This window comes from Sodalinema gerasimenkoae IPPAS B-353 (genome assembly GCF_009846485.1).
Lineage (GTDB): Bacteria > Cyanobacteriota > Cyanobacteriia > Cyanobacteriales > Geitlerinemataceae > Sodalinema > Sodalinema gerasimenkoae.
Map to the genome: position 1 here is coordinate 2,146,166 of NZ_ML776472.1, position 18,639 is coordinate 2,164,804.

The following is an 18,639-nucleotide window of genomic DNA, read 5'->3' on the forward strand; positions in this document are numbered from 1 at the left end:
GCTCAGGTCGTCGGCCAGATGTCAAATTGGCATAAATCCTGGGTCGCTTCCCGGAAGGTCTCGACATGATTAACCTCTGCCATCGCTGGCCCGTGATGACACCAGGCGATGGCAGTTTGAACGGAGGTAGGCGCACCTTCAAAAACGGCTTCAACTGAACCATCGCGGCGGTTGCGAACCCATCCAGACACCCCCAGTTCTCGCGCTTTCTGTTGCGTGGAATACCGGAAGCCAACCCCTTGAACTCGTCCAGAAATCAAGACTCGGATTGCGGTGGCGGGCAGATCATTGAGAGTCTCGTGGCTGGTCATGCGCTGAAAATTTTGGGCTTCAGCTTCTAATTATAGGGCTGAGTCGTTTACAGCGGCTCTATCTTTGGTCTTATTGGCAAGTTGTCCAGTTTGGAGGGTCTCCTTGAAAGAGATTTAACTCAATCCAAGAGCCATCACCATAGGGTAATAGGGAAATCAGAGGGTCAGTTTGTCCAGTACGCAATCCCTCTAGATTTCCGGTGTCGGTTTTCCAAAGTTTTAAGGTTCGTTCTAGGCTGCTGCTGGCGAGGGATGTGCCCTCTTCACTGATGGCCAGCGATCGCACGGGGCCGGAATGGGCGTTGAGATGATAGCAGAGGTTTCCACTGGCGACATCCCAAACATCCACCTGTCCATTTTGCAAGCCACAGCCCACTTGAGAGCCATCAGGGGATAGGGTAATGCTGGAGATGCCCTCCCGAACTTTGGAGAAGATTAGGCTGGCTGTATTGTCTTGCCATTGCCAAACCCGAAGGCGGCGATCGGTCCCGGTACTAGCAAAGGTATTTCCGGGGGTGGAAATGGCTAAAAAACGCACGGCGCCATCATGGGCATGAAAGGACTGCTGTTTCTGCCCCGTCTCAACTTGCCAAATCGCAATGGTCCCTTCTTGCCCGCCACAAATCAGCCATTTCCCGGAGGCATCTAGCAAAATGGTAGTCACACCACTAGCTAGGCCCGGCAACGATCGCAGGAGTTGACCATTGGGGGCGTGACAGGTGCGATAAATGCTATCAGTATCCTGGGTCGATAGGGTTTGCCCTTCTGAGTTTAAGTTGGAGGGGGTGGTGGACCAACTGCGGCCCCCCAGAACCTCTTGCAGTTGGCTCTCCTGAAAACGCCAGAGTTTTAAGCGGCCATCATAACTGGTGGTGGCTAAGGTTTTGCCATCGGCGGCGATCGCCACGGGATAAGTATAATTGGAGCCGCCCATCAGGGGCAGAAGCCAGGTATCTAAGGAACGGGGTGGCTGGGGTTGGGCCAGTTGGATATAGCCGTCTAACCCTCCCCCATACCAGAGATGGTCTAAGGTGAATGACCCCTGGGGGGGCAGGCGATCGCTGGGCAAGAAGCCTAAAATGATTGGGTGATAGTCCTGATAGGCATCGTCAAGAGACTCTTCAACGGCCACCCAAATCAGTAAATCGCAGCCATTGACCTCCTCAGGACGGATTAAATCAGAGGTGGCTGGCCCCGACACCGCCAGCACCTGAACTCGCGGAACCCAAGCCTGAGGGGTTGACCCTTCCTCGCGCCAATAAAAGTGATTGGGGGTCTCCTCAATGGGGTTGAGTCCCTTAGACCAAATTAGGGTGACGGCGGTGTTGGCTAACTCCTCTAAGAGATACTGTTCCCACAACTGGTTAACGGACACCGTTGGATCTGACGAGAGGATGCGTTGACGACAGTGGGAGCGAATCTGACTGAGGCGATCGCCACCAATTGTCACCTGTTCTGACCACACCCCGGGATGACCGTGATTCAGGAGTAAGGGGGAACCTGGACTCTGGCGCAGTTCTTGCAAGCGTTTAATAAAGTCCAATTGTTGCCTATGCAGGGGAATCGTCCAGTCCATGAGGGTCATCCATCAAAATGGTCGGGGATACTCTGCTATCTTGGCATGGATTGTGGCCCCCCTTGGAGCTTGCCCCTAGGGCGATCGCCGTGAAAAACCATTCCCCCTTGGCTGTTCCCTGAGATACAATCAACCGGGAGTCTCTCTCCGTGATCACGTCAATAGTTCTCGACTGCTGACCCGAAGATCTCCCTAAAAGCTCCCAGACTGTTAACTTTCCGGTCAGTGTGGGACGATACTGTTAATAAACCTTAATCTTAAAACGTCTATGGATGTTGCCAACCTTGCCTCTCAGCTCAATGCTGAGACGATTTTGCCAGAGGGCATCGTTCTGACAACCCTCCTGCTCGTCCTCATTGGTGATCTCATCAGCGGCCGCAAATCCGCCAAATGGACGCCTTATGTGGCGATTGTCGGTCTGTTAGCTGCTGTGGCTGCTCTGGCCCTGCAATGGGATAACCCCACTCCCCTAGGATTTTTAGGGGCCTTCAATAGTGACCCCTTAAGTTTGATCTTTCGCGGCATTATTGCCCTGTCCACGGCTGTCACGCTGCTGATGTCGGTTCGCTATGTGGAGCAAAGTGGAACCTCCCTGGCGGAGTTTATCGCCATTTTGATGACAGCCACCCTTGGCGGGATGTTTCTCGCGGGGGCCAATGAACTGGTTACGGTGTTTGTGGCCCTCGAAACTCTCAGTATCTCCTCCTACCTGCTGACGGGGTATATGAAACGGGACACCCGCTCCAATGAAGCGGCCCTAAAATACTTGTTGATTGGAGCCTCGAGTTCGGCAGTCTTCCTCTATGGAGTATCCCTCCTCTACGGACTCTCCAGTGGACAAACCCAACTCGATGAAATTGCCGTTGTAATCGCCAATAGCCCCGACTCTCAGGCAATTGGCATGGCGATCGCCCTGGTCTTTACGATTACCGGTATTGCCTTCAAAATCTCGGCGGTTCCCTTCCACCAATGGACACCTGATGTCTATGAAGGCTCTCCCACGCCCGTGGTGGCCTTCCTCTCCGTTGGCTCAAAAGCCGCCGGATTTGCGATCGCCATTCGCTTACTGGTGACCGCCTTTGGCTCGATGACGGATCAATGGCATTTTGTCTTTACGGCCCTGGCCATCCTGAGTATGGTCTTGGGAAATGTCGTGGCCCTGGCCCAAACCAGCATGAAACGGATGTTGGCCTACTCCTCCATCGCCCAAGCGGGATTCGTCACCATTGGCCTCCTGGCGGGAACCGATGCCGGCTATGCCAGCATGATGTTCTATCTCATGGTTTACCTGTTTATGAACCTGGGAGCCTTCACCTGTGTGATTCTCTTCTCCTTACGGACGGGAACCGATCGCATTAGTGAATATGCCGGACTCTATCAGAAAGATCCCCTCCTCACCCTCGGCTTAAGCATCTGTCTGTTGTCCCTCGGTGGGATTCCCCCCCTAGCGGGTTTCTTCGGCAAAATCTATCTCTTCTGGGCCGGTTGGCAAGCGGGACTCTATGGCCTAGTCCTGTTGGGATTAGTCACCAGTGTGGTCTCGATTTACTACTACATTCGCGTCGTCAAGATGATGGTGGTCAAAGAACCCCAGGAAATGTCTGATGTTGTGCGCAATTATCCCGAGGTTCGCTGGAATTTGCCGGGAATGCGGCCGCTACAGGTGGGATTAGTGGTGGCATTAGTCTTTACCTCGGTGGCGGGGATTCTCTCTAATCCCCTGTTTACCTTGGCTAATGATGCGGTCATCAAATCCCCAGTCTTGCAATCAGCAACGACGGAGGTTCCCACGGTGGCCACAGTCATCCAAGCCCCAGACCTCTAAGGCTTTAAGACTGGCGTGCTGCCTTTGATTCACCTCCTCCACCCCCGATCCGGCACGCCAGTCGGGGGATTTTTCCCTATCAATTGCGCCGGGATTTGCGATAAAATCGAAGACTACGCCTACCACAAAAACGCTGCCCGTAATGAGTAAGGGAACACTATTCGATAAAGTCTGGCAAACGCACCGTGTCGGGGCATTGCCGTCAGGACAAACACAATTATTTATCGGGCTACATCTGATTCACGAAGTCACCAGCCCTCAGGCTTTTGCCATGTTGCGGGAACGGGGCCTAACAGTCCCATTTCCTGAGCGAACTCTGGCAACGGTGGATCACATCGTCCCCACGGAAAATCAGGCCCGTCCCTTTAGCGATGTCCTGGCTGAAGAGATGATTCAAGCCCTTGAGGATAACTGTAAGCAATATGGGATTCCTTTCAACAATGTCGGCTCCGGTCGTCAGGGAATTGTCCATGTTATCGCTCCCGAACAAGGACTAACTCAGCCAGGGATGACCATCGCTTGCGGAGATAGCCATACCTCCACTCACGGCGCGTTTGGGGCGATCGCCTTCGGCATTGGCACCAGCCAGGTTCGCGATGTATTGGCCTCCCAAACCTTGGCCATGAACAAACTCAAGGTGCGCCGCATTGAGGTCAATGGTCAATTGCGTCCGGGGGTCTATGCCAAGGATGTGATTCTCCACATTATCCGCAAGCTGGGCGTCAAAGGTGGGGTCGGCTACGCCTATGAATATGCCGGGACGACCTTTGAGCAGATGACGATGGAAGAACGGATGACCGTTTGCAATATGTCCATCGAAGGGGGCGCTCGTTGCGGCTATATCAACCCCGACCAAACCACCTATGACTACATCCAGGGCCGTGAGTTTGCCCCCAAAGGAGAGCAGTGGGAGGAAGCGGTAACTTGGTGGAACAATATCCGCAGTGACGCGGATGCCGAGTATGATGATGTGGTTGTTTTCCAGGCCGAGGACATCCCCCCCACCATTACCTGGGGCATTACCCCAGGCCAAGGGATTGGCGTGGATGAAACAATCCCCACCCCCGAGAGTCTGCCTCAGAGCGATCGCGCGATCGCCGAAGAAGCCTATCAGTATATGCAGCTGTCCCCCGGCAAACCGATCCAAGGGACGAAAGTGGATGTTTGCTTTATCGGCAGTTGTACCAATGGCCGCCTCAGCGACTTACGGGAAGCCGCCAAGTTTGCCCAAGGTCGCAAAGTCGCCAATGGCATTAAAGCCTTTGTCGTTCCCGGTTCCGAGGAAGTCAAACGCCAAGCCGAAGCCGAAGGCCTCGATAAAGTCTTCACAGAGGCAGGGTTTGAATGGCGCAATGCTGGCTGTTCGATGTGTTTAGCCATGAACCCCGACAAGTTACAGGGGGATCAGATCAGTGCCTCCTCCTCCAACCGTAACTTCAAAGGTCGTCAAGGCTCCTCCTCCGGTCGCACCCTCCTCATGAGTCCAGCCATGGTCGTCGCCGCCGCCATCCACGGCACCGTAGCCGATGTTCGCAACTGGATTGACTAAGAGCCATATCTCCCCACCCCTTGCCTCCTCCTCCCTGTCCTCTGTGACTGACGTGATTCTCCCTTTTGCCTCTTGCCTCTTGCCTTTTGCCCTCTTAAATCATGAGCCAAATTCAACAAATTTCCGGACGCGGGATTCCCTTAACCGGTGACGACATCGACACCGATCGCATTATTCCCGCCCGTTTCCTCCGCTGCGTTACCTTTGATGGCCTAGGTGACCATGCCTTTGAAGACGATCGCCATCAGATGGCCGGAAAACACTCCTTTGACCAAGAGGTCTATCAAGGAGCCAGTCTCCTGGTGGTGAATGCCAACTTTGGCTGTGGGTCGAGTCGTGAACACGCACCCCAAGCCATTAATCGCTGGGGAATTCAAGCCCTAGTAGGGGAAAGTTTCGCGGAAATTTTCTTCGGCAACTGTGTCGCCATGGGGGTTCCCTGTGTCACCGCTGACAGCGAAGATGTTAAATCTCTGCAAAGGGCGATCGCCAACAACCCTCAACTCACTCTCACCCTGGATTTAGGGACTCTGCAAATTCAGGGAAGTGATGGGTTAACCCTCAGCGTCTCCATGCCCGAGGGGGCCCGTCAAAGCTTCATGGAGGGACTCTGGGATAGTTGCGGTCAGTTGGTCACGCAAATTGATGCTGTTCGCGATCGGGCCAGCCAGCTTCCCTATCTTTCCTGGACCTAAAACCAAGGGCAGGGGATGATCCCTTGCCCTTTGAGATATGAATCCAACGGCTGAACTGCCCCCCCGTTTCTCTTAGGACGGCCGGGTACTACGGCTTGAACGGCGACTTTTAGATGACCCTGAACTGCCCCGGTTTGGTCGGGTGGTGGTGGGTCGGGTCGTCGTTGGACGGGTGCTGGGACGGGATGTTTTAGGGCGTGTGGTGGTCGGACGAGTTCGTGCTTGTCCTCCCGCCGACGCAGCTGAACTGGGCCGAGAACTGCTCGGCGGTGCCCCAGCCGCATTACTGCGAGTGGTGCGGAAGGTGACGTTGACCCCCTCATTACTTTGTTCGAGAACTAACAGAGGGGTCGGTTTAGCCGTCTGATCCCAGTGGATATAAGCCACACGACCCTGCAACGCCGGTTGCCAGGTATCGTTATCTCCTGCGGGGCTGAGATAGGTCTCAATACAGTCGATAATTTGGCTGATGGTGGCACTCGTGGGCTGTGTCGGCAGCTTGGTCAGTTTAATCTGAATGCGGAACAAGACCCGTTTTTTGATGTTGGCACCGCTGCCGGTTTCGTATTCCACATCGAAGGTTTCGTTCACCTGTCGCCCTGTGCCTCGGTTTTCGGCGCTCGGACGCAGGGCCACAGAAATTTTACTCTTAACCTTGACCTTAATTTGGTTGACAATGCCGAAGTGGAAGGTTTCTTCTTCCATCCGCATCCGCAGATAGTCTAGGTTAAACTCTCGGGAGTGGATTAAGTCGGGGTTGCGTTCCATCTTGCTGATGGTGTCAATGGCCCGCTTATATTTTTTATGAAGCTCTCGGTTTTTGAATTCTTCAGTACGCAGTTTTTTACCGAGTTTGTCCTTGGTGGTTTTGTAGGCCAACCCAGCGGCGATCGTACTCACCAACAGCAACCCCGAAACCCCCATCCAAAGAATGGGAGGAGAGGAACCGTCAGCCGCTCCCGGTTCAGGGGGAGCCTGGGCTAAGGTCGGTTGGACTAGGATAATGGGAGTTGACATGGCGGATAACTCCATGGGTTTTATGCAGGTGAGTGGTTCAGAATTGCCCCCTAGAATGCCATAGTCGGTGACCAAGGTGGATGGACTAGGTGGTCTCTGGGGGTAAGCCGGATACTGGCCCTTCCCAACACTCGGGAGTCGAAACGAAGACCCTTACCCTACATTGTATTCTATGTCCTTTGCGCCCCAAACCCGATTGGCGGTATCGACTGGCAGGGAAAGCCGTCAGATCGTAAAATTATGTAAAGTCTAGGTCAGCATCAATGGATACCCTCTCCTTAAACTCGATCGCCATTCCCACTCTCTTGATGGCTGTTGGGCTATTTTTCTTTATCCGGGCCTCGGTGAAGGACCGCACGGAAGTCCTATCCTTGGCGAGCGATCGCCCCCCAGAGTGGCTCTCACGTCAGTTAAAAGACTACTTATATGAACGTCGCTATCGAGTGGCAGGATTCGACCCCCAAGAGAACCGCGTCACCTTCGAGGGGGAGGTGCGGGCCAGTTGGTTCCTCGCCATTTTCCTGAGTTTCTTGGCGGCCATTGGCTTTCTCTGTGTGGCGTTGGTGTTGGCCACTCTTATTCCTAGTCTATCCCAAGGCATTATCGCCCTAGTGTTCCTCTCTCCCTTAGCCGGGGTCTTCTATTGGCAACGGGCCAATCGCCGGGAACAGGTGTTGGTGACGGTGGAAGAGGAGCAAAAAACTTCCCCCATGCGAAACGCCGAGGGAAGTTTTGTCACAATTGTTGGGCATCGGGACGAGTTGGCGGCTCTCCAGCGAGCCATGCCAAACTTGCAGCCGAAGCCGCCAGGCGAGTAATACTCGGGAAAGCAAACCGAGGGCCAAGAGGCCACAGTCCTAGGGGAACCTTGCTAAAGCCGCCCTAGGACTGGCTTACGAACTGGTGGTTGCCGCCTGGATTTTCTCCTGCTGTTCAATCACTAACCGCAAACTGGGGAACAGAAAATGGTTCTCTTCGACGTATTGCGCGCCAAAGAGACCTTTCTCCGCCCAGAAATAGCGATCGGTCGTATGCTCGTTGCGCTTGACTAAAAGTAGTGCCGGAGGCGCAATTTGCTCAGATTTGATATACTTACGTGCAGCCGTGACGGGTTTATCTTGACCGCTCTCAATACTATACTGAGGCACGTGTTCTAAGATTCTTCGTCCTTCTTGACGGCGACGGCTCTTTCTCTTGCGTCTTCTTGCCAAGGTGTATTACCTCCTCTGTTTGCCGACGGGTTGTAGTGATAGCTACCAAAACCGAGCAAAATATATCAGATCTTGACAAGATTTTCAACTCCTTTGCCCAAATTCTATAAGTTATTTTTAAGCGTCTATTCACCGTACAGAAATACCTTCCGGCATTCTTCCCCCCGTTTAGTCCGTAACAAAAATTAACAAACATCTCAGAAACCTACGGGTTTGGGGGAAAGAGGTTGGGGTTGAGGCTGATGGATTGGGGGACGCAGCGACGGCTTCAACCCCAGGATGACTGTCAAGATGCGATGCCGAGGAAAACCCATGAGTTCGGAATTGATGTTGTTGTGCCAGGAACAAGTGGCACTATTGGAGAATACCTTGGGGGCCTCCCCGGTGGTGGTTTATCTAGCGGAGACCTTTCTTGGGGGGAATGACCATAAACTGGTTCCTGCCATTGCCAAGCCCGATCGTCGCGTGGCCTGGGATGAAGTCTCCGTGCGTAGCGATCGCCAGCATGGCCCCCAGATTCAACTGCGCTCGGCCGAACCGGACAACCCCGAAACGGTCATCCTCTCATCTCGGGGGCAACGAAAGCAGCTCTTGCCCCGGGAGGGAGAAGACGGCAACGAGGCCGAGGATCTGCCTCTGGAAGACGACGAGGGCCCGCAAAGCTATCAACTGGTGATGCCCGTTATGCACGACAACATCGCCGTAGGTTTATTGGTGACTGCCCGAGCTAATGAACCCTGGAGCGATGGCGATCGCAGCCTGGTGGAGCAGATTGCCCATACCATCGCCCTCGCCTGCCTGATGGAACAGCGACAGCAATGGACCGAACGCAGTTACCGTCAGCAGAAACAACTGCAAATCCAGCAACATAACCTATTGCATGATTGGTTGCATCAGTTTCGTAATCCCCTAACGGCCTTGCAGATTTTCGGCAAGCTGTTGGTGAAACAACTCCCCAGTGATGACCCCCGTCGCTCCTATGCCGATAGCATTCTCCGAGAGAGTCACCGACTTCAGGATCTCTTCCAGGACTTCCGAGGGGCGATCGATGCCGAACCCTTTCTGCTGCCCCAAGCCTCAGAAGAGCAGCCTGTACCCAGCTCAGAAGCACCTCCTACCCCCACTCCCTCAGCCTTACCTCTCCTGCCCAGCCGCCAAGACCTCAACGGCAGCCTTAATCTCAGAGATATCCTCGACCCCCTCCTCAGTTCCGCCGCCACCCTCGCCGAGGAGCGTCACTTGGATTTAACGGTTCAATGCTGTGACAACTTGCCAGCCATTCAAGGAAACCGCCGCTCCCTGGTAGAAGCGGCGGGCAACTTAATTGATAATGCTTTGAAATACACCCCAGCCGGGGGAGAAATTGCTGTCGACGTACGTCCCTCATTTCAACCCGAGTTAGGGGATGGAGTGGCGGTGACCATTAGTGATAGTGGCGTGGGGATTCCCCCGGACGACCAAGCCAAGCTCTTTCAGCGGCGTTTCCGAGGGGTGCAAGCTCAGGGCGAGATTCCTGGGACTGGTTTGGGACTGGCGATCGCCCGTGATTTGGTGCGTCAGATGGGAGGAGATATTTGGGTCACCAGTCCCCCCCAACATCCTGATCATTGTTTCGAGAGCGATCGCGGCAGTAGTTTTGTCCTCTGGCTTCCTCAAGCGGACCGAGATGCCGAGTCATAGGGAATCCCCGGCCTAAGCATTCGCTTCCCGAATCCGGGAACTGAGAAAGCGATTCATCCAAGTCTCTAAATAGCTCCGATTCTCTGCTTGCTGCTGCGGATCAGTGGTCGTCAAGGGATGAGGGGCCAACCCTTGGATTGCCGCCGTCGTTACGCAGAACATGGATTTCTGGAAGGTGGCACAAATTTGCACCCGAATATCATCCTCCTGACGGGTGCCACGCCGGTAGACCTCATGGAGATACTCCGGGAGGAAATGGCGCATATCCTGCATCAACTGGGTGGGAGGAATCCCGGCCCCACCAATGGGTAAGGGGTCTGCATAGAGCGCACCATAGGTAAAATCGCCCTGTTCGTCGGGAATTTGGAAGGCCTGGGCGTTATAGGAGACCGTTCCAGGGAAGGGAGTGCCCCGGAAAAAAATCGCTTCCACATAGGGAACAGCGGTATCCATAAGAAAGGTTAACCCCAGGGACTTGGGCATGAGGTCATAGGATTGCCCCTTAATCTCCACTGAGTAAGTAATGGGGCGACTCGCATCTGCCACCAAACCGTCCAGGATATGTTTCACCACATCGGGAATGGAGCGAATCTCCTGGGCATCATAGCGATCGCTCAACTCCAGAAAGATATCACTCATCACTCGCCAGAACTGTCCCAGGGCGCTGTAGTAGCAAGACATGCGCACTTGTTCGGGCAAGAAATCCGGGAAAAGGCGATGTAACAGTGACAAGAGGGGGTTATTGCGGACTTTCGCCTGAATGGCCGCCTCTGCCGCCTGGGTGAACTCGTCGCTGTCGAGATAGGTGTCAAGCCCATTGCCTCCATGCCAGAGCATCGATCGCATACAGTATTCGGCATACTCGTAGTTAATGCGATCGTGCCACCAAAAGCGCAAGAGTTTCGAGAGGGTCACCTCGCCATTGAAATACTTAAAGAAGGGAAACAGCACCAAAAACTGTTCCTGGGCAATATAAATCAGATTATTGGAGTAGGCATCAAGCACCACACCATAGCTTTTGAGAATCCCCACGACTTCCAAGACATTCTCTGGGGTGTCTTGGAGTAATGCTTGTCCCTGTTCTAGACGGTGGATATACTCGGCCAGGGGATGATTTGAGGGAGCAATAGGAGTACTAACCATGAAATCAGTAGTTAACAGTAGGGGGAAAAAGGCAGTAGGCAGTAGGCAGTAGGCAGTAGGCAGTAGGCAGTAGGCAGTAGGCAGTAGGCAGTAGGCAGTAGGCAGTAGGCAGACTACTTCGGTCACAGAGGATACGGAGAAGGGGAGGGGGGTATCTGTTCCCTGTTCCCTGTTCCCTGTTCCCTGTTCCCTGTTCCCTGTTCCCTGTTCCCTGTTCCCTGTTCCCTGTTCCCTATTCCTCGCCTTTTGCCTCTAATTAGCTGAGGGAAACGGCGGTACGTCTGCCGTTGAGGAGAGTTGGACTACCGCTACCGGGGGAACCAGTCGCGCCGCATCCGCATCACTCCAACGGACTAACCAGTTCGGTTGTACGCCAAACACCACTAACAAAACCGTCAGCACTAAGACGGGGACGCGATCGCCCCATTGCACGGGGGGTAAGTTCATGACCGTATCCGAGAGACGGCCGAAGAACACTCGGTTCACCATCAGCAAGAAATAGACCGCCGTTAGCCCGGTTCCCACCAAACACAAGAGCGTCGCAACCGGGAACACCGGGAAACTGCCCCGGAAGACCAGAAATTCTGAGACAAATCCCACCATTCCGGGGATACCGGCACTGGCCATCACCCCCACAATCATCAAACTCCCGATAATCGGTAGGCCTCGTTCTGGGTTGAGTAGGCCACAGAGTTTATCGATATCCCGGGTTCCGGTTTTCTTGCCCACAACCCCCACCAGGAGAAATAACATGGCAGAGATGAGACCATGGCTGACTGATTGGGCGATCGCCGCCAACAGACTCAGGTGGGTTCCTGCGGCCGCCGCCAGGAGGATATAGCCCATATGCGCGATGGAGGAATAGGCCACCATCTTTTTCATATCCTGCTGAGAAATTGCCGTCAGGGCCCCATAGAGGACACTAATCACCGCAAAGATCACTAAAACCGGAGCCGCCACGGACCAGGCTTCCGGCAACATCCCCACACAGAAGCGCAGTAAGCCATAGGTTCCCAACTTCAACAACACACCGGCCAAAAGAACCGAAACCGAGGTTGAGGCCTCGACGTGAGCATCGGGGAGCCAGGTATGGAAGGGAAAGATGGGGATTTTGATGGCAAAGCCGATGAATAACCCCGTCAGCAAAATCAACTGACTGCCCATGGGTAACGCGCCGGGGGCTAAGACCGTATAGTCAAAAGTCGAGGCCCCCGTGAGCCAAACTAAGCCTAAGAACGCTGCCAGGATAAAGATGCCGGAGGTGGCGGTGTAGAGGAGAAATTTAGTAGCGGCGTAGTTGCGCCGGGCCCCACCCCAAATGGCAATCAGGAGATAGAGGGGGATGAGTTCGAGTTCATAGAAAATGAAGAACAGGAGCAAATCCAGGGAGAGGAAGGCACCCGTGACGCTGAGATTAAGCACCAACATTAGGGCGTAGTAGAGGCGGGGCCGTTCTAGTTTGTCGGGACTACTGAGGATGGCGATCGCCGTCAGGAGTTGGTTAAGAATAATCAGGGGCAATGAGATGCCATCGACTCCCAGATGGTAACTTAGCCCCAGCCAATCGACCCAAGGCATTTGCTCAGTAAACTGCATTCCTCCCACATAGGGGTCAAAGTTGACCATCAGGCCCAAGCTCAACCCGAAGATAATCGTCAATACCACGAAGCTGATGCTACGAAAGCGGGATGAGGGAAGCGACTGGGGTAACAGACAAATGAGTATTGCCGCAATTAAGGGAATCAGGAGTAATGCACTCAACATGCGTAGTTCTTAAAGTTGGGGTTTCAAAGCACAATCAGGTCAAGGAGGGGAGACGGACTTACCAGGGTCCCCACAGTGCGAGGAAGACAAGGATGCCCGTGGCGGTCAAAATGGTCAAGACATAGGATTGGGATTGACCGGAAATACTATATTTGAGAGCTTGACCGCTGAAAATGGCGACCCAACCGACTAGGTTGACCGCACCATCGACAACATAGCGATCGAAGCCCGAGGCTAAACGAGAAAAACCAGAGACAAAGGCGACTACGGTAACCCGATAGACCCGATCAATATAAAAGTCGTAGGCCAGCAGATCCTGCCAGAAGCGTACTGATAGCTTCTGAGAACGAGCATTGGTGCGTTCTAGGCGGATCAGGCTGCCAACGATGACCCCCAGCACCCCGCTCACAATCAGTAAGGGACTGCCAAATTGAATCAGGGGATTGTTAGAGAACGCCCAGGGACCATCCCAAGTCAGGAGCAACTGCCAATGTTGCAACATTAAAGGAACCATTAGGGTGACCACAATCAGGGACACCATAGGAACCGCCATGGTCCAGGGAGCCTCGGGGCTGCGGCGACTTTTCGCTTGATGCTCTCCTAGGAAGACGGAGCGGAACACCCGAGTTAGACTCACCGCGTTCAAGAAGTTCACCAGTAATAGGGTTATCACTAAGCCGGCAGGGACTTCCTGAAAGCCATTCACCCAACGGCGGAAGGTCCAAAACGTCCCCAGGGGTAAGATAGACACCAGCCCGGCAGACCCCACGACAAACGAGGTGGTGGTGGCGGGCATCCGTGACCAAAGACCGCCCATTTCGGTGATATTTTGACTATTTGTGCCCAGGATGATGGAGCCAACGCTGGAAAAGAGTAGGGCTTTGGCGATCGCATGGGTTAGCAGCAGGAGTAAGGCAATATCGACTTGTCCTAACCCGACAGCGATAAAGACTAATCCCATGTAGGCACTGGTGGAATGGGAGAGGGCCCGCTTCAGGTCAATTTGAGCCAGGCACATCAGGGAACTACCAATGGCGGTGATGGTTCCGATGATGATTAGGGCGTCATAGACCACTGGGGATAGGGTAAAGACTGGTTGCAGACGAATCAGAACATAGGCGCCAGCGGAGACGACCACCGAGTTCCGCATGATGGAGGCTGGGCTGGGCCCTTCCATGGCTTCATCCAGCCAGAGGTTCAGGGGAAATTGGGCGCATTTGCCGATGGGGCCGGCGATGAGTCCTAAACCGAGCCAGGTGGCAGTCCAGAAGGGTAAGGGGTTGGTTTCGGCCCAGGCTTCGAGTTCGCTGAAGGTTAAGCCGGTTCCGTAGCTCGATAGGGCCACTAACCCCATCAGCAGGAGAATGTCACCGACCCGTTTGGTGAGGAAGGCATCTCGGGCAGCGGTGACCACCAGAGGCTGTGCATACCAAAAGCCCACCAAGAGATAGGTGGACAGGGTGAGCATTTCTAGGAGACCGTAACTCAGCAGTAGGGAGTCACTTAGGGCGATGCCGCTCAGGGCGGCTTCAAAGAAGCCCATCAGCCCGAAGAAACGGGCGAGGGACCAGTCTTTTTCCATGTACCCTAGGGCATACAGTTGAGAAATGATACTAATACTGGTGACCAGTTCCATAGCCCCAAGACTGAGGGGGGAGATTTCGATGGCCAGAGATAAGTCTAAATTGGCGGCATTGAGCCAGGAGAAGACCAGTTGCTGGGGGGGCTGTCCCCAACTTTGGAAGTAGGCTGCGGAGCCGTGAAGGAAGGCGACCAAGGTCATCAGTAGGTTGAGGTAGGCGGCCGGACGGGAGCCGGTGCGTCGAACCATGCCTACTGACCAAGGGAGGGTGAGGATGGCACCTATGAGTCCATATAACGGCACGAACCAACAGGTCTGTAGGAGAAAACCACTCATTTTATCGGGAGTTCTAGTACGTCTGACAACATCTTTAGAGTTGAGCCGAAGGCGCGCAACCACGGTTCAGCTATCGCTCACCGACCACAAGGGATTGCCCCTACATACAGAGGGTCGGGCGAAGGCGCGAGCTGTGGGCCGTCGTCCTTGGCATTCGCACAATAGAGAATTTTAGGCAACACAGCAATTATAGGGCAGTGAGTCCGTGATCCCGCCATTGAATCTCCCGGCCGAGGGCCTCTCAGGGGGACCGCCTCTTCAGTTAACTTTTATTAAACTATCCGATTTGCAAATATCATCTTGCTTTATATTGTCAAAGGAGCCAAAGTTTCCTACTCTTTGTATTGGGATTGAATAATTTAGCCTTCCCCGTCAAAATTTTGCTGGACTGAAATTTCTGGCAAGCCCAGGGGTCAACCCCGTAGGCAGAGAAGCCAACAGTCATGTCGGAAGACATGGGCCTACGCGGTTTGGTCTGGAACTATCCTGGCAGCCAGAAGGTTTGTCGAGCCAAATTTTGGCACGTTCACTGGGGGTCGCCGAGAGCGATCGCCCTGTTACTTGCAGTTCAAGCGCGTCAAGCGTATTTTTTCAAGGAGCGATACTCGTCATGTCAATTGCGGTAGGAATGGTTGAAACCCTAGGGTTCCCAGCAGTGGTTGAGGCCGCTGACTCGATGGTGAAAGCCGCTCGGGTGACCCTGGTCGGTTATGAGAAAATTGGGTCAGGTCGGGTCACGGTTATTGTCCGGGGTGATGTTTCGGAAGTGCAAGCGTCAGTCTCCGCTGGAATTGATGCGGCCAACCGGGTCAATGGGGGACAGGTGCTGTCGACGCACATTATTGCCCGTCCTCACGAGAACTTGGAGTACGTTCTGCCGATTCGCTACACCGAGGAAGTTGATCAGTTCCGCACCTACTAATCGAACGAAGCAAACGCCTGATCAGGACGTTGGCGGGCGATCGCGCTGATGATCGCCTAGAGGGGTAACCCTTACGTCCAAGGTCTAAGTTGGGATGATGATTTATTTCAGGAGTTAAAAAAACAATGTCAATTGCCGTAGGAATGATTGAAACCCTCGGGTTTCCGGCAGTGGTGGAAGCCGCTGATGCCATGGTCAAGGCCGCTCGGGTGACCCTGGTGGGATACGAGAAAATTGGCTCAGGTCGCGTGACCGTGATTGTCCGGGGCGATGTCTCGGAGGTGCAAGCCTCCATCGCCGCTGGCACCGATAACGTGAAACGAGTCAATGGGGGTGAGGTGCTCTCGACGCACATCATTGCTCGTCCTCATGAAAACTTGGAGTATGTTCTGCCAATTCGTTACACCGAAGCAGTAGAACAGTTCCGTGAGAGCATTGGTTCGCCTCGCTCGATTAGCCGCTAAGCCAGCATAGATAATGCAAATTGCCAGAGTCTGCGGAACCGTCGTTAGTACCCAGAAGTTAAACAAGATGAGGGGGTTAAAACTCCTGGTCTTACAACTGGTGGATGCTGAGGGGGAGCTACTCCCTGAGTACGAGGTAGCCGCTGATCTCGTGGGTGCTGGAGTTGGGGAATGGGTTCTGTTCAGTCGTGGCAGTGCGGCTCGGGTTGAACCCGGTCGTGAGGATTCTCCGATTGATGCCCTAACTGTGGGCATTATCGATACGGTGAGTTTAGAAAACCGACAGGTTTATAACAAAAAAGATTGTTACTAATCGTGAACGGGTCGCTGCCTAGGAACTAGAGTTTTTAGCCATTTTTGCCCCAGGTCTGTTTCGGCTCGGCCAAAACAGGGTTGGGTCCATTGAGTTGATTGAGGATCGAAATTCGTTATGGTTGTCCGCAAGCGCGCGGCTCCATCCCCCCAGCGGGAGCTTGCCGAACCCAAGATACATCGCACCGCCTATGTGCATTCGTTTGCTAATGTCATCGGCGACGTCACCGTCGGCGAAGGAGCGACGATCGCACCAGGAACCTCGGTTCGTGCTGACGCGGAGTCGCCGTTTTATATCGGCGATCACGCGAATATTCAAAATGGAGTCATTATTCAAGGGCTAAACGGTGCAACGGTTGTGGGCGATCGCCAGCGTGAATACGCGGTGTGGATCGGTCGCAACAGTTGTGTGGCCCATTTAGCCTTGGTTCATGGCCCGGCCTACATTGGAGACGATTGTTTCATCGGCTTTCGTTCGACGGTGTTTAATGCGCGGGTGGGTCAAGGTTCGGTGGTGATGATGCACACCCTAATCCAGGATGTTGAGATTCCTCCTGGGAAGTATGTGCCATCGGGATCGGTCATTACCACCCAAGCCGAAGCGGATCGGCTGCCCGATGTACGACCGGTAGATCGGGATTTCGCACAGTATTTGCTTGAGGCGAATGTCGCATTGCAGCGAGGGGTCTCCTCATCCTCAAACCCAGAGGGTGAGTCTTCTGCGCGACAACAGACGACTCGAGCAAATCGTAACGGTGACGGCAAGGACATCGCTGTATCTGAGGATACGTCAGTAGGGAGTATGAGTTTAAATAATGAAGTGACCGGGCAAGTGAAACGCTTGCTCCAACAGGGCTACAAAATCGGTATTGAACACGCCAATGCCCGCCGATTTAAAACCAAGTCTTGGCTCACGGCCGGGACCTTATCCAACACTCGCGCCGATGGTGCGCTCAGGGAAATCGAAACGATTTTGCGAGAGTATCAAGGGGAATATGTGCGCCTGATCGCCATTGACCCGGACGCGAAACGGCGCGTCACCGAAATGATTGTTCAGCGTCCCGGAGAAACCCCAAGTCTTGGCGGGGGCAGCTCCTCCGGGACGTCTTCGTATCGGGCCAGTCGCGGCAATGGCGCTCGTCCTGCGGCTTCGGGAGCTGGGGCCAGTTTGGATGCCAGTGCTGCTGATCAGGTGCGATCACTCCTGCAATCGGGGTATCAGATTGGAGTGGAACGGGCCTCGGCTCGCCGCTTCAAAACCAAATCCTGGTTGACGGTGGGGACGTTATCGAGTTCTCCTCAAACGGCGATCTCGGAACTGAATCAGATTCTGGCCGAAGCTACGGGTGACTATGTCCAGTTGATTGGCATTGACCCCGCTGCTAAACGCCGGGTGGTCGAAGCCATTGTGCAACGGCCCGATGGCGTGACCCCCCCCAGTAAAGGCGCGGTTGAGAAAGTCGCCGCCGTTACCAGTCAGGGGCCAAGCGCTCGCTCGGTCTCGGGTCAGGGATCTCTCGGTGGGGAGACGGTGGAATTAGTGCGATCGCTGCTCTCTCAGGGCTATCGCATTGGGACAGAACATGCCACCCCGCGCCGCTTTAAAACCCAATCCTGGAAAACCTGCGCTCCGATTGAGTCCAAACAGCTCAATCAGGTCTTGAGTCAACTCGAGGCCTGTGTCGCCGATCATGCCGGTGAGTATGTGCAGTTGATTGGCATTGACCCTAACGCCAAACGCCGGGTCAGTGAAACCATTATTCAGCGTCCTGGTTCGGAGAGTAACGGCAATGGTGCTGCCACGACCAGCGGCCGTAAAGGCTTTGGCGCGAGTGTGAGCCAGTATCAGGCTCAGAAAAATGGCAATGGTCGTACTGTGACCAGTAGCCAACTCGAGCGCGATACCCTCGATCAGGTGCGATCGCTGCTGGCCCAGGGCTATCGCATCGGGACTGAACACGCCACAGCTCGACGGTTCAAGACCCAATCCTGGAAAAGCTGTTCCCCCATTGACAGCTCTCAAATGACGGATGTGGTTCCGGCCCTTGAGGCCTGCATGAAAGAACACAGTGGTGAGTATGTGCGTTTGATTGGCATTGACCCCAACGCCAAACGCCGTGTTCTGGAAACTGTGATTCAGCGCCCATAAGGGATAGGGCAGATCACATGAAGAGCGAAATGGCAGTGTAACGACCGCCTGCGACCGTAGGTCGGATGTCTCAACACTGCCATCTCTTCTCCTTCAGTGAACT

Annotated in this window: 16 protein-coding genes; 9 read left to right on the forward strand and 7 right to left on the reverse strand. The window is 54.2% G+C overall.

All coding sequences use genetic code 11. The features are described 5' to 3' along the window. Window positions 1-2: 2 nt before the first annotated feature. Entirely contained in the window at window positions 3-311 is a 309-nt protein-coding gene (locus tag L855_RS09280) for an acylphosphatase (protein ID WP_159787167.1), read from the reverse strand. A 70-nt stretch (window positions 312-381) separates the two neighbouring features. Then, a complete protein-coding gene (locus L855_RS09285) occupies window positions 382-1,896 on the reverse strand; it encodes a WD40 repeat domain-containing protein (RefSeq protein ID WP_159787170.1) in 1,515 nt (504 codons plus the stop codon). Window positions 1,897-2,155: 259 nt separating this feature from the next. Between L855_RS09285 and L855_RS09290 the strand changes: the two genes are divergently transcribed. The 3 genes from L855_RS09290 (at window position 2,156) to leuD (ending at window position 5,956) form a co-directional block, all read left to right on the forward strand. Beyond that, a complete protein-coding gene (locus L855_RS09290; protein ID WP_159787173.1) occupies window positions 2,156-3,712 on the forward strand; it encodes an NAD(P)H-quinone oxidoreductase subunit N in 1,557 nt (518 codons plus the stop codon). A 142-nt stretch (window positions 3,713-3,854) separates the two neighbouring features. Then, on the forward strand, window positions 3,855-5,261 hold the full coding sequence (gene leuC, locus L855_RS09295; RefSeq protein WP_159787176.1) for a 3-isopropylmalate dehydratase large subunit: 1,407 nt from the start codon (window positions 3,855-3,857) through the stop codon (window positions 5,259-5,261). A gap of 101 nt (window positions 5,262-5,362) precedes the next feature. Beyond that, window positions 5,363-5,956 (forward strand): 3-isopropylmalate dehydratase small subunit, encoded by a 594-nt coding sequence (gene leuD / locus L855_RS09300; protein WP_159787179.1) that lies wholly within the window; start codon window positions 5,363-5,365, stop codon window positions 5,954-5,956. A 72-nt stretch (window positions 5,957-6,028) separates the two neighbouring features. Here the strand turns inward: leuD and L855_RS09305 are convergent, their stop codons facing one another. Next, window positions 6,029-6,988, reverse strand: a complete 960-nt coding sequence (locus L855_RS09305) for a hypothetical protein (protein WP_159787182.1) — start codon at window positions 6,986-6,988, stop codon at window positions 6,029-6,031. A 248-nt stretch (window positions 6,989-7,236) separates the two neighbouring features. Between L855_RS09305 and L855_RS09310 the strand changes: the two genes are divergently transcribed. Next, entirely contained in the window at window positions 7,237-7,791 is a 555-nt protein-coding gene (locus L855_RS09310) for a cofactor assembly of complex C subunit B (RefSeq protein WP_159787185.1), read from the forward strand. Window positions 7,792-7,866: 75 nt separating this feature from the next. Here the strand turns inward: L855_RS09310 and L855_RS09315 are convergent, their stop codons facing one another. After that, entirely contained in the window at window positions 7,867-8,184 is a 318-nt protein-coding gene (locus L855_RS09315; protein ID WP_159787188.1) for a DUF3155 domain-containing protein, read from the reverse strand. A 312-nt stretch (window positions 8,185-8,496) separates the two neighbouring features. Here L855_RS09315 and L855_RS09320 point away from each other — a divergent pair, with 312 nt between their 5' ends. Continuing rightward, complete coding sequence (locus L855_RS09320) at window positions 8,497-9,864, forward strand: GAF domain-containing sensor histidine kinase (protein ID WP_159787191.1); 1,368 nt, start codon at window positions 8,497-8,499, stop codon at window positions 9,862-9,864. A 12-nt stretch (window positions 9,865-9,876) separates the two neighbouring features. Here L855_RS09320 and L855_RS09325 read toward each other — a convergent pair whose 3' ends face one another. From L855_RS09325 to L855_RS09335, 3 genes are all read right to left on the reverse strand, one after another. Next, window positions 9,877-11,007 (reverse strand): CO2 hydration protein, encoded by a 1,131-nt coding sequence (locus L855_RS09325; RefSeq protein ID WP_159787194.1) that lies wholly within the window; start codon window positions 11,005-11,007, stop codon window positions 9,877-9,879. A 252-nt stretch (window positions 11,008-11,259) separates the two neighbouring features. Next, a complete protein-coding gene (locus tag L855_RS09330; RefSeq protein WP_159787197.1) occupies window positions 11,260-12,771 on the reverse strand; it encodes an NADH-quinone oxidoreductase subunit M in 1,512 nt (503 codons plus the stop codon). A gap of 58 nt (window positions 12,772-12,829) precedes the next feature. Next, a complete protein-coding gene (locus L855_RS09335) occupies window positions 12,830-14,689 on the reverse strand; it encodes an NAD(P)H-quinone oxidoreductase subunit F (protein ID WP_159787200.1) in 1,860 nt (619 codons plus the stop codon). Window positions 14,690-15,299: 610 nt separating this feature from the next. Between L855_RS09335 and L855_RS09340 the strand changes: the two genes are divergently transcribed. The 4 genes from L855_RS09340 (at window position 15,300) to L855_RS09355 (ending at window position 18,536) form a co-directional block, all read left to right on the forward strand. Further along, entirely contained in the window at window positions 15,300-15,611 is a 312-nt protein-coding gene (locus L855_RS09340) for a carbon dioxide-concentrating mechanism protein CcmK (protein ID WP_068787380.1), read from the forward strand. 125 nt (window positions 15,612-15,736) lie between these two features. After that, window positions 15,737-16,075, forward strand: coding sequence for a carbon dioxide-concentrating mechanism protein CcmK (locus tag L855_RS09345; RefSeq protein WP_159787204.1), 339 nt, complete (start codon window positions 15,737-15,739; stop codon window positions 16,073-16,075). Between the two features lie 13 nt (window positions 16,076-16,088). Next, entirely contained in the window at window positions 16,089-16,388 is a 300-nt protein-coding gene (gene ccmL, locus L855_RS09350) for a beta-carboxysome shell vertex protein CcmL (protein WP_159787207.1), read from the forward strand. Window positions 16,389-16,505: 117 nt separating this feature from the next. Next, window positions 16,506-18,536, forward strand: coding sequence for a RuBisCO small subunit-like domain-containing protein (locus tag L855_RS09355; RefSeq protein WP_159787210.1), 2,031 nt, complete (start codon window positions 16,506-16,508; stop codon window positions 18,534-18,536). Window positions 18,537-18,639: the final 103 nt, after the last annotated feature.

Bases quoted from the DNA above. Each gene is read 5' to 3' on its own strand.
- leuD (WP_159787179.1), top strand. From the start codon at position 5,363: ATGAGCCAAATTCAACAAATTTCCGGACGCGGGATTCCCTTAACCGGT.
- leuC (WP_159787176.1), top strand. From the start codon at position 3,855: ATGAGTAAGGGAACACTATTCGATAAAGTCTGGCAAACGCACCGTGTC.
- L855_RS09330 (WP_159787197.1), bottom strand. From the start codon at position 12,771: ATGTTGAGTGCATTACTCCTGATTCCCTTAATTGCGGCAATACTCATT.
- L855_RS09310 (WP_159787185.1), top strand. From the start codon at position 7,237: ATGGATACCCTCTCCTTAAACTCGATCGCCATTCCCACTCTCTTGATG.
- L855_RS09325 (WP_159787194.1), bottom strand. From the start codon at position 11,007: ATGGTTAGTACTCCTATTGCTCCCTCAAATCATCCCCTGGCCGAGTAT.
- L855_RS09280 (WP_159787167.1), bottom strand. From the start codon at position 311: ATGACCAGCCACGAGACTCTCAATGATCTGCCCGCCACCGCAATCCGA.
- L855_RS09290 (WP_159787173.1), top strand. From the start codon at position 2,156: ATGGATGTTGCCAACCTTGCCTCTCAGCTCAATGCTGAGACGATTTTG.
- L855_RS09345 (WP_159787204.1), top strand. From the start codon at position 15,737: ATGTCAATTGCCGTAGGAATGATTGAAACCCTCGGGTTTCCGGCAGTG.
- ccmL (WP_159787207.1), top strand. From the start codon at position 16,089: ATGCAAATTGCCAGAGTCTGCGGAACCGTCGTTAGTACCCAGAAGTTA.
- L855_RS09305 (WP_159787182.1), bottom strand. From the start codon at position 6,988: ATGGAGTTATCCGCCATGTCAACTCCCATTATCCTAGTCCAACCGACC.
- L855_RS09340 (WP_068787380.1), top strand. From the start codon at position 15,300: ATGTCAATTGCGGTAGGAATGGTTGAAACCCTAGGGTTCCCAGCAGTG.
- L855_RS09355 (WP_159787210.1), top strand. From the start codon at position 16,506: ATGGTTGTCCGCAAGCGCGCGGCTCCATCCCCCCAGCGGGAGCTTGCC.
- L855_RS09285 (WP_159787170.1), bottom strand. From the start codon at position 1,896: ATGACCCTCATGGACTGGACGATTCCCCTGCATAGGCAACAATTGGAC.
- L855_RS09320 (WP_159787191.1), top strand. From the start codon at position 8,497: ATGAGTTCGGAATTGATGTTGTTGTGCCAGGAACAAGTGGCACTATTG.
- L855_RS09335 (WP_159787200.1), bottom strand. From the start codon at position 14,689: ATGAGTGGTTTTCTCCTACAGACCTGTTGGTTCGTGCCGTTATATGGA.